Below are 16,950 nucleotides of genomic sequence, written 5' to 3'. Positions count from 1 at the left end.
CGCTTCGACGGTTTTTCAGTGCGGATGAAAGGACTTGAACCTTCATGCCCTTGCAGGCACTAGAACCTGAATCTAGCGTGTCTACCAGTTCCACCACATCCGCGTGGGTAAGCCAAATTTTGAAAAATTTCCCGATTTTGTCAAGGGTTAATTAGAAAAAAACTCTAAAATCCATTCTTTGTGCTTCTTTTGCCAGTAGCTCCAGTCGTGCTCACCTTGCGGATCGAACTTGAGGTCGCAGGCGGTTCCTACGTTCTGGCAGAATTCCTGTATCCAGGGGAGAGTCTTTTCGGAGGGGTACAGGCGGTCGGAACCGCCTTGGATAAATCTCCAGCGTCCGTTTTTGAGGGGCGCTTGCGCGGCGACTTGGGTTGCCGGTCCGAGAGCCTCGCCGTAAGAACTCATCAGAATGCGGTTCCTGATTTTTCGCTTGCCCCACATGGAATAGGCGATTACGCCAAGTGAACCGTCTGAAATACCGATGAGCGAGATTTCGGAAATGTCTTTCTTGTGGCGTTTGGAGAGACTATCAAGAGCGTCGTCAACACGTTGAATGGTGGTGGGCTCAACCCAGTGGTTTTGCTTGCAGGCCGAGGCGCTGACAACGATGTAGGTCGGGAGCATCTTGGCGATGTCGCCACCTGCCACGAGTCCTTTCCGACAGTTGTTGCTGGTCATGCCTCCGTGAAACCAAACGACCGTTCCGTCAGTTGTCTTGTTGCCTGCAATCCGCCACACTCCGACAGGCATGTCGGGTGATTTGTTCCCGGCCGAAAACATGAATGAGGCGTTTTTGAGAGGGTTTCTTTGATTGACGAACAAGGTGTCGGTCGGCGCTTGCGCAATGGCCAATGCTGCGAGAAAAAGAATAACTAGAAGACATTTCATTTCATTAATTTTAAAATCCGATTTCTAAAATCCGAAATCCGAATTCTGAATTCCGAATTATCGTCTCTTTTTCACGATCCACAGGATAAACAGGAGGAGCGCCACCAAAGTCATCGCCAGTATGATGGAGCATCCGATAAAGGCGTAGTATACCTGGTAGTCTATTACGAGTGTGTCGAAGTCCAGTTCGCCGTCTGTCGAAGCGATGCTGTGTACGACGAATGTGTGCTCATCGATACGCGAAGCGGAAATTTCGAGAGGAACATCCCCAGCGTTGTAGGCAGCAAAGCTGTACCAGTCTGCCATGTCGTCGAGCATTTCCCTGGAGGCGTACAGGATAAAGTTGGCTTGTTCGTCTCCGTTAATCTGGAAAATGGTCTTGTCGAAAAAGGGAACGTTGCTTCCGCCGAAGACGCTCGGGATGGCTGCGTGCGAGACCGTCCCGTAAAAAAGGTCGTCTTCCTGGAGGAGGCCCTTTAGTGCTGGCCACATGTAGGAGGAGAGCCATGCCGCAAGAAAAATCAGCAGCAGGGAAAAATTCAGAAGGGCCGGTTTTCTAGAAGTAAAGAATCGCATGGGGCTTTTATTGTTTTGATCTAAAAATGAAGAAGAATGTAGAAAGCATCAGCACTAGGGTCAAAAAGTAGAATGCCATCGGAATCTTGGACTTGAGCGCCATTTCGTCTATATTCTGTTGCTGGAAAAATTGGATGAGGTCTTCGCTGTACATGACTGCCATCTCGTTGTTGAAACGACTCCAGGCGAGAGTCAGTTCCTCGTTTTCCTGAAGGAGCTCGGCAACGGCGTTCCTGGTGGAATCGGGGAGTGCGCCGTAGAGGCTGTCCCCGTGACCGGCGATGCCGACCATATAACCCGCACGGGCGGAATCCAATATATCGCGGAGCGGAATTTGGATGCTTGCTGGAAGTTGCGAGGCTTGGTTGTCGATCTGTTGCAGGTCCTCTAGCCAGAGGGCCCGGCTTGCGGCGTAACGGCGCATGCTCGAAACCTTGGCGAGGACTTCCCGCTCGAAGCACTCAACAGTGGAATGCGGTGGTGCCTTGATCCCGATTCCGCGGATTTCGTCCATTTCACGGGAGAAAGCGACTGCAATCTCGCGAAGATTCATCGTTTGGGCCAGAACAAAGACGGTGTCGATTCCGAATCCGATGCGCACGCGTTCCATGCCGCGCATGGCGTACGATTCCTGCAACTGGTAGTCCGACAGCGTCTTGATGTAGCGGGAATACATAATAATCTGCGGCTTTTGCGAAAAATAGAACAGGATGGTGAGTCCTACAGCAACCGCCAAAACCACCCACGCCCAGGGGGAGCGGATTCTTGCGTTAAAGGTATCGGCAATCGATTTATTCTTTAACTCCAGCACAATTAGAAATTACCTTTTTTCTACTTTACTTGGTATGCGTACAATTCGTTTTTTGCCATTTTTAGGCCTAATTGCCCCCTTTTTGCAACTTGTTTTGGGGTGCACCATCGAACGGGCCGAGGAAAAGGTGCTTGCTGAGCACGCGAACGGGGCTAAAAAGACCTCGATTTGGGTATACCCCGATGGAGAAATCCTAAAAAGAAACGAATGGTATACCGACGGCATCAAGGAACTGGAAATCCCCTATAAGGACGGTGTGCCGCATGGAGACTTTAAGCGTTGGACTGGTTTTGGCGACGTGGCCCTGCTTGGACACTATAAGAAAGGTCTCAAGGACGGCAAGTGGACGGCGCTCTTTAGCGACAAGAAGGTTGAGGCGTATCTTTATTACGAAAACGACCATCCGGTGGGTGACTGGGAAGGTTGGCATTTTAACCGGGAGCGTTCTTTCGAAGAGCATTACAACGATGACGGCCTGGCGGTAGGAATCTGGAAAAAGTGGTACGGCAACGGAGCCCTGCAACAAGAAGGAAATTGCCACGCCAAGTGGGATCCCAAGCGTGAAATTGTTTCTGCTCCGGCGGGGCGTGCTAAAGTAAAAGGGAAAAATGCCGAGGATCCTGATTCAAGCTACTTGAGGCGTTATACGAAAGATTGTCATTTGCTTGAAGAATTTACTTGCAAAAATGGACGGCTGGACGGTCCATTCTCGTTGTATTATGAGAGTTATGGCGAAACGATTGATTCGGCGAATTGCGGTACCGGGCGCATCCGTGTACAGGGCGTGCTGGGCAAGGGTGCGACCGGCAAGGACAGTGCGCTTATCGGAACGGTGACGTACTTTAGGGCCGATGGCACTCCCATGAAACAGGAGCATTGGAATAAGGACGGCAAACGAGATTCTGTGTGGCGTTGGTTCGATGAACGAGGCAACCTGGTTCGTGAGTGCGACTTGCGTGTGTCGGGAGTGGTCTATGGTGCCTGTGAAGGCGACATGTCCAAGTTCTGCGCCGAGACATCGTATGTGGGCGAAATCGGTAGTGTGCTTGACAGCAGTAATCTTGCACAGAGTGTGAATTTTGAACAAAGTATTGGAAAGTACCCGGCGACTATACGCTACATAAAACCGGGACGTTTGCTGCTCTACGAGGAATATTGGAAAAACGGACAAATCGCAGAAAGCCGCAGCTTTTTCCCGGACAGTATGGGCGGCAAACTGGCGAGCGAATGTTTCTGGAATGTGGACCCGAAAGACGGCTTGTCAAAACGTAATGGAATCATGCGTAACTGGTACAAGAGCGGTGTGCTCCGCGACAGCCTCACTTTCGTAAATGGCGAACGCGTGGGTGAACAGTTCAGTTACGACAGCACTGGTAAGCTCACGATTCATAAGACAGAGGCCGGCAAGAACCGGCCCGTGATTATGCATTTGCTGGGAGAGCAAGCTCCCTAAATATGTAGGGTCCCTGAGCTCGGTTGGTGAGCCTGCCGAACCATGCCGAAGGGCTATCGGTACATGTAACTTGCGCCCTTGATGTTCAAGTCGTCTTTTGCGTAAATTGCGGCCTTGGCCGTATCCTGCTTGCCGTTGACCGTAGTGAACAAATGATTCCCGTTGCCATCTTCCACCACGTTCGTGGTGCTCTTGACCAAGTGAATCACCGTCTTGTCAGCGTTCTTCACGAGGATAGGGAAATTGGAACTTTTCAGGGTGGCGTTGTAGAGGTAAATGCCGGTGTTGCCTTCGTTGTCGGTCCCCGGAGTGTTCACGACCACCTGGAAGTCGGTGGATTCACCGGTTACATAGTAGGCGCCTGGGCAGGTAATCGTTGCACTCTTGTCTGCAACTTCGACACAGCCGTTATAGTTTTCGACCATGGACGATGTGCCGGAAAGGTTCAAGAGAATTCGCGTGCCGTTCAAGGTGCGTCATCATTGTCGTTGTCGTCGTCGCCGGATTCGTTGCCTGGATTTGGGTTGGGAGGGTTGCCTAGGATAGCGCTGCTGGAACTGAAAATGTCGTTGCCGCCTAGCTCATCGCCGAAAAATTCGTTGCCCGTGGGGCTTTCGGCAGAGATTGGTGCTTCTCCGTTGGGAACAGCATTTGTAGTATTGTCTTCGAAACAGGTCGTTAAGCTCAATGTTACGGATGCCGCAATTACAGGCGACTTCAGCATTTTCATATAGTGCTCCCTTTTTCTTGTAATATAGCCCCTATCCCTGAAACGGGCAATGTTTTAATAATAGATTCCGTTGCAGTCAAAAACAACGTTGGAAAAAAACTTTTTGTGTAAGAGGTGTGTAAGGTAAATTCTGGCGAAATAACTACATTATTAGGGCTAAAATTTAGATTCTGGAGAAAATAATGCGTCGAAAAGACCGTGAAGTTTTAGGCGACGAAAACATCGCGAAGATTATCGAACAGTGTACAACCTGCCATGTCGCGATGATAGACGATGCAAATGTGGGTATGCCCTACGTGATTCCGATGTCGTTCGGGTATAGTTTGATGGATGGTGTCCTGGAATTGTATTTCCACTGTGCGCATGTCGGCAAGAAGCTCGACTGCATCCTCAAGAATCCGAACGTGGCGTTCAGCATGTGCGTCGAGAACCGCATCGAAATTCACGAAGATGATTATTGCAGGAGCGGACGCTTCTATGCAAGCGTCGTCGGGCAGGGCAAGGCGGAAATCGTCGAAGATAACGCCGAGAAATGCCGCGGGCTCTCGCTCCTGATGGAACGGCAAGCCGCCGGCGCTGCGCTATCTGCTCATGCTCGGCAACCTTCAGGTTCCGAGCATTCCTCACAATCCGCGTCGTCTGTGCACGCTACAGGTGCGGCGCCGCAAATGCACGCAACCCCGCACAAGTTTGAATTCACGCCCGCACAGGCCGCCGCCGTGACCGTGTTCAAGATAACGAGCACGAACTTTACCGGAAAAGCGAAACCGGAATAGCCGTTCCGCTAAATTCTCGCGTTTTGCGTAGTGCCTTTTGCAAAAAAAAAGACGTAAATTGCCGATTGTACCTATAAATTGCTTCAATAATTGTTTTTTATAGGTCTCTTTACAAGATGTTTCAGAATCTTGACCTATAAACGGCCCCCAAAATAAGCTTTTATAGGTACATTTTTAGTTTGTATGAATTAAAAATGGCTTTTGAATGTTTTTTTTGTACCTATAAATAACTTTGTATTGTCTGCTTTATAGGTACTGGACTATAGAGTGTTTTAATTCTTTTGCGTTTTTGTACCTATAAATTCTCTTTTAAATGTCTTTTTATAGGTGCGTATCCCCTAAAACGGGTGTTTTTTTTCAAAAAAACTTCGCGCATTTAAATTTTTTTCTTTTCGTGTACCGAAAAGCGAAAAAATGTTTAGTTTTGCAAATAGACGGAGAAATTGAACCAACCAGAATGGCGGTTTGGGTTGGTGTGCAAGTGCAGGAGGGTATCCCTATATGGCAAGCTACACGGCTTCTGGCGCGTGTACCTCAATATGAAATGGAGCGAAATCAACGGATTTATAACTATGGACGAAAACGCCTGCAAGCCCTGCCACGATTTTCAGAAATCAGGGTCGGACATCTGGTATCTCAGCATGCTCGAAGTCGACCCGTCTGCACAGGGGCAGGGAGTCGGCTCACAATTTTTAACTTATATGGAAGAGTACGTGCGGGAGCGTGGCGGCAAGCAGTTGGCCCTGTTTACTAATTCTCAGGAAAATCTCGCTTTTTACAGCAAGCGCGGTTACGAGGTCTTTCACGAATGCGAAATTGAGCACGACGGCAAAAAAATCGGCAGCTGGAGCATGAAAAAAATCTGTAATGTAAGTGCTCGTGCTGTCTAACCTTGCTTGTCATTCTGGGCTTGACCTGGCGGACTGCGCTTAGAGCAGTGCTCTTTAGTGCGCGTAACCACCAAGGTGGTGGTGATGGAGTATCTGCTTTATACGCAAATTTTGCGTAATTTTGCCTTGGTACGGTTTTTAGGGCAAAAAGAGACTTCAAAAACGAAAAAAATCAGCGAAATTTCAAAAAACACTTGACATTGTTTTTTTTTATTTACATTTGAGACGAGAAAAATAAATGGAGCAGAAATGGCGGATAAAACCTTTCGTGTAATCACTAAAGAAGAATATAGGCAATTTTTTTGTCATATTCGTAGAACATCCCAAAATTGCACAGAAAAAAAAGGGTGTTATTTGTCGTTATGGAATCACATAACTCAAGAAAAAAACTCTGCAGATTGTGACTTGTCCCCATTGAAGGTTGCTCTGGATATTCGCAAATTCGAAATAGAATTATACTGGAAACGAACCACTTTCTTTTGGGCTTTTTTGGTAGCAATTTATACTGCTTACTTTTACATTTGCAAAAATTGCGGGGATAACTCAGCCTATCTAATTTTATTATCGTTTTTAGCATCATGTTTTTCCTTTTTGTGGTACCTTTCCAATAGAGGTTCTAAGTTTTGGCAAGAAAACTGGGAAGCACATGTTTCCGCTTTAGAGGATAATGAAATCGGCCCCCTATTCAAGACTATCAAGAAAAACAAGAAAAAATTTTGGAATCTTTTCAGTGCCTACGACTTTTCGGTTTCCAAGGCAAACATCATCGCAAGCATTTTAATTTGTTTAGTCTCCATTGGACTGTTTTTCAAAAACGTGATATTTATTTGTACCAAATTAACATATCAAGATTTACCAAACATATTACAAAACAACTTTGGAGTAATACTTATAATTAGCATTATAATAGCATTTTTCATAATCTTAATCGCCATTGGATTATTCGCAAAAGGTTTTGCAAGCAAAGTTGAACTAGAGAATCCAGACGATTCGGAATTTATTATGGGTTCCGATTCCTACAAGAATTTAAAGGAGAGTAAATAATGAAGCATGTGATTCTTTCCACGCTCAGTCTTTTATTCCTTGCAACGAATCTTTTCGCAGCAGCTTGGACAGGAGCAACATCCGAACCGGAGAACATGAAAAAGATAGACGGGAAACCGTTCTACGTCATTACTAATGCCGATGAACTAGCATGGTTTGCTGCGAAGGTGAATGCTGGAGAGACAACTATTAACGCCGTGTTGGCGAATGATATTGTATTTGGTGCGGATACAAGTTCGTCATCGAATACAATATGGACGACGATAAATTCTTTTGATGGAATTATCGATGGAAATGATTTCACTATTTACGGCGTTTATTTAAAGGCTAATTACTTTATAAAGAAGTTGACGACTGATGGTGTTTTGAAAAAAATTAAGTTGAAAAATTTTAAAACATCTTATACAACTAAAGTGGATGCAAGCAATCAGTTTGTGTCTGTCGTGACTAAAACAGGAACTGGCTTTGTTTTTGAAAATTATGGTTTGATTTCTTATGTTGCAAATTATAACAACTTTAATGCTCAAGATTGCGGTGGGATATCGACAAAAAATTATGGTACAATTTCTCATTCATCAAATTATGGAAATATTCCAAGAGTGTATAGTTATCGTAGGGGGCAAACTATTAATAATATTATTATTAATGACCTTTATAGAGGTTATGGTGGTGGAATTGCTGGTATAAATTTTGGTGAAATTATTTTTTGTAAGAATTTCGGAAAGGTGCGTGTAGATGGAGAAGATGATGTGAACTCTGGGGGAATTGTTGGAAAGAATGAAAAGGGAGGAATTGTCTCAAAAAGTTCTAATTATTCAGAAAATGTGTTAATACAGTCAAACGAAGGACAACTTTTATATTGTATTCAAAATACAAACTTTGATATTGTAGCGAGTAACTCTGGAAGTATAAAAACATATCATCCGATTAAACACTACTATTATGTGAATAATGTAAAAATGGAATCAACCGCTGAAAAAATGCAAACCGATCAATTTGCATGGGTTTTGAATACCGAAAATGGCACTAAAGAAAATAGCGGTGTATGGACTCGTGGAACGGATTGCTATCCGACATGGGCGAATGAAGATTCTTTAGGTATTCATAAGATTGCTTTTGATGATGACGGAATAATTTCTAATCGATACACGAATTACAAGGGACTCGTTATATTCCCAGAAAATCCAGATGCTCCCGATGGTTTCATTTTCAGTGGTTGGTATAACGGCGATGGAATTAAGGTCAAGCCGACCACTGTGTTTACTGCTGACCAAACTGTAAAGGCTATTTACACTGATGCAAGCGATATCTTCTGGACCATTACTTTTTATAACGCTGTTCCTGCCGATACTGTGTTGGAATCCAAGTCCTATCAGCATGGTAGCATTGTGAATTATGGTGGTGTCGCTCCGACACTTGCTCCCACAGCAAAATACACCTATACTTTCAAGGGTTGGGATGTAGAACCCACAAATGCTGTGGAAGATTTTGATTATCATGCTGTTTATGATTCGACTGTGCGTTCGTATGCCATTACTTTCAATAATTACGATGATTCTAAAATCGAAAGCGCAATATTTGAATATGGCAAGATGGCAAGTTGCAGCAAGGTCCCGACTCGTGCAGCGACTGCTGAATGGAAGTATTCGCACAAGGGTTGGAGACCGGCACTTGATTATGTTACCGAGGCTGCAACCTATACCGCCATTTACGACTCCAGCAAGGTTGAATACAAGGTAACATTCATGAACGGAACCTCTGTTATCGACACGCAGTCTGTTGCGTATGGCGAAGCCGCCGTTGCTCCGACGAATGTGACTCGCGAAGGTTACAAGTTTGTGGGCTGGAATACTTCTTTTGCAAAGGTGACGGAAGCCTTGACTGTCAAGGCATTGTTCGAAGAATTGATTATCCGTACGGTCAATGTTGTTGATGTTGATGGCGATAAGATTGTGAACACTACTGTTGAAGATGGCGAAAAGTACACCTTGCCTGAAGCTCCGAAAAAAGAGGGCTATACCTTTGATGCTTATTATGAAGGCAGTAAAAAAATTGGAGTTGCTGGCGATGAAATTTCTGTGACCGCTAACATCACGATTATTGCGAAGTACATTGAGAATCCCAAGAGCAGTTCCAGTCAGCAAGAGATTACTTCGTCGTCTTCGACTCCTCGCAATGACAAATCGAGTTCTTCTAGCTTCGCAAAGAGTTCGTCGAGTTCAAAGGTGAATTCGTCTTCTAGCGAAAAAATCGAGGCTATTATCGCAACTGCGATTCCGCAGTTCTCAGTGCTGGTGAACGATCGTAGCTTGCAGATTTCGGCTGCTCGCATCGGAGCGACATACGCCCTGTTCGATATGCAGGGAAAGGTTCTGTTGCAGGGGCGTGTGCAGTCTGCAAATTTTGAAATCCCTGTTGCTCGCTCGGGCAATTACCTAATTCGCGTTGGAAATAATGTCCAGCGAATAGCAGTCAAGTAGAAATCAATAAAATTTCAAGAAATGAAGCCGGGCGTTACGGGTGTGGCGTCTGAACACCCGTAGAGGGGGTAGCGGCAGACACGGCGGAGCCGTGGCTAAAGCGAGGGGGAGGCTTCCCCTTTTTTTAGACGAAAGAACGGACCTTCGGTCCTACAGACGAAAGGTAAAAGAGAAAAATGGCGCTACGCGCAAAAACCATAAAAATTTCTCTCGTCTCTCGTCTCTCGTCTCTCGTCTATTTTCTATCTTTACCCGCACTATGAGTGAAGCTATTAACAATGTGAAGCAGGCGTTTGACGCAGAACTTGCGCAAACCGACCTTACAAACCAAGAAGCCGTCAACAACCTCCGCGTGAAGTACCTGGGCAAGAAGGGGGCCGTCACCGACCTCATGAAGCAGATGGGGAGCTTGAGCGCCGAGGAACGTCCGGCTTACGGCAAGCTCGTGAACGAACTTAAGGTCGCCGTCTCCGAGGCAATCGACAAGGCTATCGAGACCGCGAACCAGGCTGCCCTCCAGAAGAAGTTGGAAAGCGGCTTTGTAGATACCACGCTCCCGGGTGCAGGCATTCCGGCGGGCAGCACACATCCGCTTTACGACGTGCGCGAAGAGATTATCGACTTCTTCAGCCAGATGGGTTTCGAGGTGGACTTCGGTCGCGACATCGAGACGGACTGGTACAACTTCGAGGCTTTGAATACGCCGCCCGATCACCCGAGCCGCGACATGCAGGACACGTTCTACGTGGACGACAAGGTGATGTTGCGTACGCATACCTCCGGTACGCAGATCCACTACATGGAAACGCACAAGCCGCCGTTCCGCATGATTGCTCCGGGCCACGTGTTCCGTGTGGATAACGATGCGACCCACGCTCCGATGTTCCAGCAGTGCGAAGGCCTCGTGGTGGACGAAAACATCAGCTTTGCAGACCTCAAGGGTGTGCTCCAGGTGTTCATGAACAAACTTTTCGGCGAAGGCGTCAAGACGCGTTTTCGCCCGAGCTTCTTCCCGTTCACGGAGCCCAGCGCCGAAATGGACGTGAGCTGCGTGTTCTGTGGCGGCAAGGGCTGCCGTCGCTGCAAGGGAACCGGCTGGATGGAAATCGGCGGTTGCGGTTCTGTGGACCCGAACGTGTTCAAGAACTGCGGCATCGATTCCGAGAAGTACACGGGCTTTGCTTTCGGCTTCGGTCTCGACCGTATCGCGATGCTCCGCCACGCCATTCCGGAAATCGGCCTCCTGACCAGCAACGATCAGAGATTCCTGAGCCAGTTCTAAGGGAAAATGACATTAGGGAGGGCAAAGCCCTCCCTTGTTTTATTTATGCAAAAGAAAAAGCGGACCTTGCGGCCCGCTTTCCTGTTGTAATGTTATCGGCGAATAACCTCGAAAATTACTTGATGCGAAGTCTTGCGTATTCGTACAGGCCGAGCGAAAGGGCCACCGAGGCGTTGTAGGAATGCGCTTCGGGCATCATCGGGATGCGGAGCACGGCGTCGCACTGCTTGCGAATGAAGGGCGGAAGGCCTACGTCTTCGCCACCGACGGCAATGACCGCCTGGTCGCTGAATTCAAAGCCGGCGAGGTTCGTCTCGGTGTCGGCATCGAGGCCAAGAATCTGGTAGCCTGCGAGCTTGAGTTCGCCGACGGCGGCTTCCAGGTTGTTCGGGCGACAAATCTTCATCTTGTCGAGCGCGCCTGCGGCAGAGCGGGCGACAGCCGGCGTAATGCCGCACATGCCCTTGGCCGGGAGCATCAAAAGGTCTACACCCAAGGCGAGCGCACTACGGATGCAGGCGCCCAGGTTACGCGGGTCTTCGATGTTGGTGCCCACGGCAATCAGCTTGCGTTCGCCTTTTTGCTTGGCGGCAAAGTATTCTTCGCGGATGTCCTCCCAAACCAGGAGTTCCTTTTCGTTCAACAGGGCGACCACGCCGTGGTGCTGCGTCGTATAAGTATTCAGGACCTTGGAATCCACCTGCTGCACGTGCACATGGGCGCGCTTCGCGAGCTTCTGCAGTTCGTAGAGCTTGGGGTTGCCCGACTGGTGCATAAAGAGCACGCGGTGGACTTGCATGGGGCTGCGTTCCAGAAGGTCGGTCACTTCGCGGATGCCGCCGATAGCGGTTTGCGGAGCGCCATCGGGGTCTCCGAAACTCACGCGGCGGTCGCCATCGGTCTTGCGGCGGGTAAAGCCTTCGCGGTCCTTGTTGAATCGCGGACGTTCGCTGTTAAAATCTTCGCGCGGCTTGTTGAAATCGCGGCGGCGGAAATCCTCGAATCCTTCGCGGTGTTCGCGGAAACCGTCACGAGATTCGCGGTCCTTGAAGTTGTTGCGGATAATGCCGAACTCAGTTTCTTTGTTCTTGTCGAAAGCCATGTTTCTTCCTTTTAAAAATTTTCCTTGGATTGCTTCGCACGGTGTGCTCGCAATGACATTCTGTCTTAGGGCTTTTCCCTACAGATAATAATTTGATCCATCTTGATGTCGGTCAGCTTTTGCGCGAGCGGTTCCACGCTAATCTGCTTGGGAGTCGCGATGCCTGCCTTGTGGGCGTTCGGGTGCTTTGCCAGGAACCGGTCGTAGTAACCCTTGCCGTGTCCGTGGCGTTCGCCGGTCAGGTTGAACTTGGTGCCGGGAACCAGGAACACGGTGAAGTCGCCTTCGTAGGCCGGAATGTCGCCGCGGGGTTCCATAATGCCGAACTTGCCCTTGACCAGGTCCTTTTTCAGGCTTTGCACGTGGCAGAATTCCATGGTCGTGGGACCCGTGCAGCGGGGGAGCAGCAGACGGTCTTCGTCGGCGAGTTGCTCGATAATCGGCATGATATTCGGTTCGCCCGTGAGCGGGTAGAACGCCGCTACCTTGCGCGATTCCCTGTAACCCTTGATGGCGTGGATTTCTTCCCACGGGTTTCCGATGAGTTCTTCGCCGTCGCGTTTTTTGCGCAACATCTCGAAAAGCGGCCTGGAGCCGAAAATCAAAAGGAGTAAGGCTGAAACGAGAAGTACAGATTCCATAATGATGCCTGCGGGGGATTTGTCCAGTAGCGGGCGGTTAAGGTGAGTTGAAAAAAATTAGTCGGGGTCGCCTACGCGCTTTGCGTTGGGCAAGTTCTGTTGCAAAATTTCGGTCCACAGGACGCGCTGCCAGTTCATGAGGTGCGCCTCTTCGTAGCGGGCCTCCCAGGGCATGTCACCTGGAGCGGCTAGCCAAATGAGCTGCGCCTTGTTAGCCAAGAGCGACGGGTCAAGCTCCAGTTCTTCGGCTTTAAGGTCGCGCCAGGTCTTGAGCACCGAAAGCAGGTCGGAGTTCGGCACCACCGGCGGGGGCGGGGCCTTGGGGAGTCTTTCGGGCCAGTCCGATTGCGGCACGGCCACGGCCGTCTGCAGCATGTTCACGAATGAATCCAGACGCTCGTCGCGGAAATTGCGGGGGAGCTTCGGCAACTTTTCCAGGTCCACGGTCGGGAAATTCGCCTCGCTGCGGCGTGCGATGGCAAGCATCAGTTCCACCGGCATCACCTTGTAGGGCGGGCGGTCCAGTTCCTGGGCCTGGTTTTCGCGCCATTCCCAGAGGAACTTGAGCACGTTCAGGGCGCACGGCGAAAGCGGAGCGGAGCCCGTGACGCGCCAGGGGTCCTTTCTCGGCGGAGCGGGGTGCTTGGCGTGTTCGATCAGGGCATCGCACTGTTCGGTAAGCCAGCTCATGCGGCCAGCTTCCTGCAACTTTTCTACGAGAATCGCGCAAAGTTCGTGCAGGTAGAACGTGTCGTGGATGGCGTATTCGCACATTTCGAGCGGCAGCGGTCGCGTGGTCCAATCGGCGCGCTGGTTTTCTTTCTTGAGTTCGTCACCGAAGTATTCGCGGACCAAGTCCGCAAGGCCCAGGTGATCTTCGCCCAGGATCTTTGCCGCGAGCATGGTGTCGAAAATCTGCTTGGGCGAGAATCCGTAAGTCTGCCACAGCAGTCGCAAGTCGTAGTCGGCGCCGTGGAAAATGAGCGTCTGCATGGCGCGGGACTTGAACAAAGGGGCAAGGTCAAGCCCACACAGCGGGTCCACAATGTAGTGGTGTTCGCCGATGGTAATCTGGATCAGGCAAAGACGGGTGGTATAATGGTACATGGAATCCGCCTCGGTATCGACGGCGGCCATTTCGTACAGCTCCAAATCCGCGAGCAAATTCGCCAGCGATTCTTCGCTATCTACCAGGATGTATTTTTCGTCTTGCAACATTTGGGGTGAAATGTAATAAAATTTTTAAAGACAATCCGGATGACTTATAAAAAGGGGGAAGAATCCCCCTAACTCTAGCCACGGTTAAGGTTCCTGAGCCTGCCGATATACGAAACTTGGGCTTAGCCCATTAGTTGAGTTAGGTTCGTAGGAGCAGGGCCGTGTCTGCCGTTACCCCCACTGCGGGCGCTCGCCGCCCCGCAACGCCCCGGCAATTATCGAAAAAATTTTAGTTTATTGTTAGATTTTGACAGTTGTTTGAATATTTTTCAAACCATGTTTGATGCTTGTTTTGAATGCTCCTATGGCTATTGTATGGATTTTGTATTCTAATGTGGCGGATAGGTTTAGGTATGCGCGACCATCTTCGTATTTTATTGCTTAAGAAACCGCCTCTTCCGAAAGTTTTTATTTCAAAAATCCGTATTTATAGACACTCTGTTCAATTTTTTGAGCGAGAGCCTTTTGACGGGTGCGCAGAACCGAGATTAAATCCGTGTAGGTGGAGTCTTCTGAACTACTGTTCATGTGCCCTTTGGCATTGACACCCTGGAAATGTTTGCGGATATCATAGAAACTCGCGTTAGGTTTTGCACCAGTTTGCGTGTGGTAATATTTCCAGAGTTCTAGCCCAGCATCATAAACAGCTTGTGCTTCATTAGAAAAATTCAATGAATGCGACGCTATGAATTCTTTCAGGAACTTATTCATGAAATTACTTTTGAAGGTGCTCTTACAGCCAACTTGTTCACGGGTAAAAGGAATCCAGTGATTCATAGCAATTGATTTGTCTAGACTTTCTGACGAAATGCTATTTTGTCCATGGAAAAGTGTAAAAATCAAGCAGTCTGATTGAAATTCAAAATCATTTTGCCATCCTTCGTTTGGGAAAAGGAACTGGTCTCGGTCATTAAGCCATGTGGCTTCGATACTTTGACGAACCGCAAAATAACATGATATATTAACAAAATTATTTCTTGTAACTTCGCAAATTTTCTTTTGCTCAAAATCCGCTTTTGAAGGGCTAAGCGTGAGGAATACGCCTCCATTATTTTGAAAGTCAGAACCAAGAGTTCTCAAATACGCAATGGGCTCATTTTCTTTGTCATGGAGTGTTTTTAACCAATCCATCAATAATTTTTTTTCAGGCGGAACATAAAATGATTTATTTCCAATCAGATCATTATTTCTGTCGTAAACATCTGCAACTGCGGAAATTAAAGAAAAGCCTGACGGTGCGGTATTCCATATAAAGAAACCTATTGGGAATTTTCCCTTCACATTGTCAAATGTATCTGCTGGTACTACAAATAAAGAATTTAATTTTGCTTGAAAAATGTTTCTAAACTTGAGGAAATTTGGAGCTTGAATTGTTTTAAGCGTTGAAAACTGTCCTATTATGCAATCGGGAATCTCTTTGAAACATCTCATTAAAAATAATGCGAATAGTTCGTTTCCCGCACCACCCATAGATTTTCCATATCTATCAAAGACCTTGTTGTTGCGAGCAACAGATTCCTTATTTGTACCAGTTTTTGTTTTCGTTCTTGTTGTAGCAGCTTCTGCATATGGTGGATTAATATAAATAACTAGCTTCTTCCGTTTTTCGGGATCATTGATGATTTGTCGTAATTCTTCGGGACACTTGTCAAATTCATCATTCAAAAAATCAAACTGAAAGATATGGTTTTCAGGCATAGACCAGCCGTTGTTCACGCGGTCTGTCATCACATCTATATCCTGCTTGTCCAATGTAGATGCCCACACATTGTCGTAGTTCGTGAGCCCGTTCAGCAGGTTGCCTGTTCCTGCGCAACAATCCCATATATAGTAATCATCTTGCCAGGTTTCTCCAAGAACATCTGCTAAATACTGTTGCGATTTTTCCACCCATATCTGCGGAGTGAAGAAACTGCCCTTGCGTTCGCGAATGTCTTGAGGCACCAATAAATCACGTCTTTCAATGATGTAATCCCAATATTCCTCTTGTGGCGGTCTTTTATAGATGCTCCAAAATTCTTTATACGCCTTTTGTTCGTCTTTGAATTCGACAGAAGAATAGGAAAGGAAACCGTTTTCGTCCAATTTTTTGGCAAGCTCGTACTTTTTTCTTTTCAAGACAACAAAAAGATTGTCCTTGATGGAGCGATTGTCTCTAGAAAGTAAATCCGCCAGGAAAAAATCAGCCGAAATGATTCCCGCCTTGTTGACCTTGGCCCAATCTACATTAATAGAGGGCTTAACCGCAGCTTCCCATTTCTGGAACACGAAGGTAAAATTGTTCTTGGTAACTGAAATTTTTTCGGAGATGTCCTTCGTAATTTTGAAATTGGTACGAATGAATTTTTTTAGCTCTGCAGAGTCGCTCTTGAAACGGAAAAGAATCGATCTCTCTTCAAGCAACTTTTGGCAAAGGTCGTGAAGCTGCTTAAATTCCTTTGTGTCGTGATTGCTTGGGGTTACGTTCCAATTGAAATCATTTTGGTAAAAAATTTCCTGAATATCGTGATACTCGATAAAAGCAAATTTTTCGGCATCAAAGGCTCCGATGTACTTGGGCGGCAGATTGTGCTCAAAGGAACGTTCCTTACCGATGGTAAGCAGCAGTTGCACAAAAGATTCGTAAATGTCGTGGGTGTTGCCCTGTTTTGCCTCTGCCCATAAGATACTCTTAAGGTCCCCGATATCATCTTCAAAAAGATCGGTGCGCACGCCTTGAGTATTATGTTTCGCCACCACGAAGTCTATGTTTCCGAGTTGCGTGTATTTGTAATCGGCAAAATAATCCTCTCGTATGGCGGATTTCAACTGCTCTTCGCGGAGTTTTAAATAATTCATGCCCTGAATATAAGAATTTTATCAAATAGATGGTGGAAAAAATTTTCCCCTTTGCTTTGTAAAAAGAAATAAATTTTTCGAAAAAATGTCGGTGAGCGTTCAAAAAAATGCGTGTATAGTATAGACAGAGGCATTTCTCTCTGCCGCTTTGCGGAATTTCCTGCGAAGAAACTATAAAAGGCTATAATGACTAGAGAAGAATTTGCAGTTTTTCAGCATAA

General features: G+C 47.3%; 15 protein-coding genes and 1 tRNA gene. 6 read left to right on the top strand and 10 right to left on the bottom strand.

The annotated features are described in order from the left end of the window. Positions 1-19: 19 nt before the first annotated feature. The 4 genes from Q0P86_RS02650 to Q0P86_RS02635 all read right to left on the bottom strand — a co-directional run bounded on the left by Q0P86_RS02650 (position 20) and on the right by Q0P86_RS02635 (position 2,275). Positions 20-103, bottom strand: a tRNA-Leu gene (locus Q0P86_RS02650). 44 nt (positions 104-147) lie between these two features. Beyond that, positions 148-750 (bottom strand): hypothetical protein, encoded by a 603-nt coding sequence (locus tag Q0P86_RS02645; protein WP_290991978.1) that lies wholly within the window; start codon positions 748-750, stop codon positions 148-150. A gap of 195 nt (positions 751-945) precedes the next feature. Next, positions 946-1,464 carry a hypothetical protein gene (locus Q0P86_RS02640; RefSeq protein WP_290991976.1) on the bottom strand — a complete coding sequence of 173 codons (519 nt, stop codon included), beginning with the start codon at positions 1,462-1,464 and terminating at the stop codon, positions 946-948. 7 nt (positions 1,465-1,471) lie between these two features. Next, positions 1,472-2,275: a hypothetical protein gene (locus Q0P86_RS02635; protein ID WP_295037265.1), complete on the bottom strand. Its 804-nt coding sequence runs from the start codon at positions 2,273-2,275 to the stop codon at positions 1,472-1,474. An 82-nt stretch (positions 2,276-2,357) separates the two neighbouring features. Between Q0P86_RS02635 and Q0P86_RS02630 the strand changes: the two genes are divergently transcribed. Then, positions 2,358-3,728 carry a hypothetical protein gene (locus Q0P86_RS02630; protein ID WP_294984303.1) on the top strand — a complete coding sequence of 457 codons (1,371 nt, stop codon included), beginning with the start codon at positions 2,358-2,360 and terminating at the stop codon, positions 3,726-3,728. A gap of 53 nt (positions 3,729-3,781) precedes the next feature. Here Q0P86_RS02630 and Q0P86_RS02625 read toward each other — a convergent pair whose 3' ends face one another. Beyond that, positions 3,782-4,198, bottom strand: a complete 417-nt coding sequence (locus tag Q0P86_RS02625) for a carbohydrate-binding domain-containing protein (protein WP_290991970.1) — start codon at positions 4,196-4,198, stop codon at positions 3,782-3,784. Next, positions 4,195-4,458: a hypothetical protein gene (locus tag Q0P86_RS02620; RefSeq protein WP_295037261.1), complete on the bottom strand. Its 264-nt coding sequence runs from the start codon at positions 4,456-4,458 to the stop codon at positions 4,195-4,197. Before Q0P86_RS02620 ends, Q0P86_RS02625 begins: the two co-directional genes overlap by 4 nt. 182 nt (positions 4,459-4,640) lie before the next feature. On the opposite strand from Q0P86_RS02620, the gene Q0P86_RS02615 reads away from it, so the two are divergent. From Q0P86_RS02615 to pheS, 5 genes are all read left to right on the top strand, one after another. Further along, positions 4,641-5,234 (top strand): pyridoxamine 5'-phosphate oxidase family protein, encoded by a 594-nt coding sequence (locus tag Q0P86_RS02615; RefSeq protein WP_295037259.1) that lies wholly within the window; start codon positions 4,641-4,643, stop codon positions 5,232-5,234. Positions 5,235-5,773: 539 nt separating this feature from the next. Beyond that, positions 5,774-6,124, top strand: coding sequence for an N-acetyltransferase (locus Q0P86_RS02610; protein ID WP_295037256.1), 351 nt, complete (start codon positions 5,774-5,776; stop codon positions 6,122-6,124). A 249-nt stretch (positions 6,125-6,373) separates the two neighbouring features. After that, positions 6,374-7,168, top strand: coding sequence for a hypothetical protein (locus Q0P86_RS02605; protein ID WP_295037254.1), 795 nt, complete (start codon positions 6,374-6,376; stop codon positions 7,166-7,168). Next, on the top strand, positions 7,168-9,648 hold the full coding sequence (locus Q0P86_RS02600; RefSeq protein WP_295037251.1) for an InlB B-repeat-containing protein: 2,481 nt from the start codon (positions 7,168-7,170) through the stop codon (positions 9,646-9,648). The genes Q0P86_RS02605 and Q0P86_RS02600 overlap by 1 nt, the downstream gene beginning before the upstream one ends. A gap of 259 nt (positions 9,649-9,907) precedes the next feature. After that, positions 9,908-10,930, top strand: coding sequence for a phenylalanine--tRNA ligase subunit alpha (pheS, locus tag Q0P86_RS02595; RefSeq protein ID WP_072801315.1), 1,023 nt, complete (start codon positions 9,908-9,910; stop codon positions 10,928-10,930). 115 nt (positions 10,931-11,045) lie between these two features. Here the strand turns inward: pheS and Q0P86_RS02590 are convergent, their stop codons facing one another. From Q0P86_RS02590 to Q0P86_RS02575, 4 genes are all read right to left on the bottom strand, one after another. Then, positions 11,046-12,032 carry an RNA methyltransferase gene (locus Q0P86_RS02590; RefSeq protein WP_291024086.1) on the bottom strand — a complete coding sequence of 329 codons (987 nt, stop codon included), beginning with the start codon at positions 12,030-12,032 and terminating at the stop codon, positions 11,046-11,048. A gap of 65 nt (positions 12,033-12,097) precedes the next feature. Continuing rightward, positions 12,098-12,673, bottom strand: coding sequence for a 5-formyltetrahydrofolate cyclo-ligase (locus tag Q0P86_RS02585; RefSeq protein ID WP_290992833.1), 576 nt, complete (start codon positions 12,671-12,673; stop codon positions 12,098-12,100). A 57-nt stretch (positions 12,674-12,730) separates the two neighbouring features. Beyond that, positions 12,731-13,891: an HRDC domain-containing protein gene (locus tag Q0P86_RS02580; RefSeq protein WP_295037248.1), complete on the bottom strand. Its 1,161-nt coding sequence runs from the start codon at positions 13,889-13,891 to the stop codon at positions 12,731-12,733. Between the two features lie 408 nt (positions 13,892-14,299). After that, complete coding sequence (locus tag Q0P86_RS02575; RefSeq protein ID WP_294115711.1) at positions 14,300-16,729, bottom strand: hypothetical protein; 2,430 nt, start codon at positions 16,727-16,729, stop codon at positions 14,300-14,302. Positions 16,730-16,950: the final 221 nt, after the last annotated feature.

This window comes from uncultured Fibrobacter sp., from assembly GCF_946062555.1.
Lineage (GTDB): Bacteria > Fibrobacterota > Fibrobacteria > Fibrobacterales > Fibrobacteraceae > Fibrobacter.
This window is presented reverse-complemented; position numbering and strand designations above follow the sequence as displayed.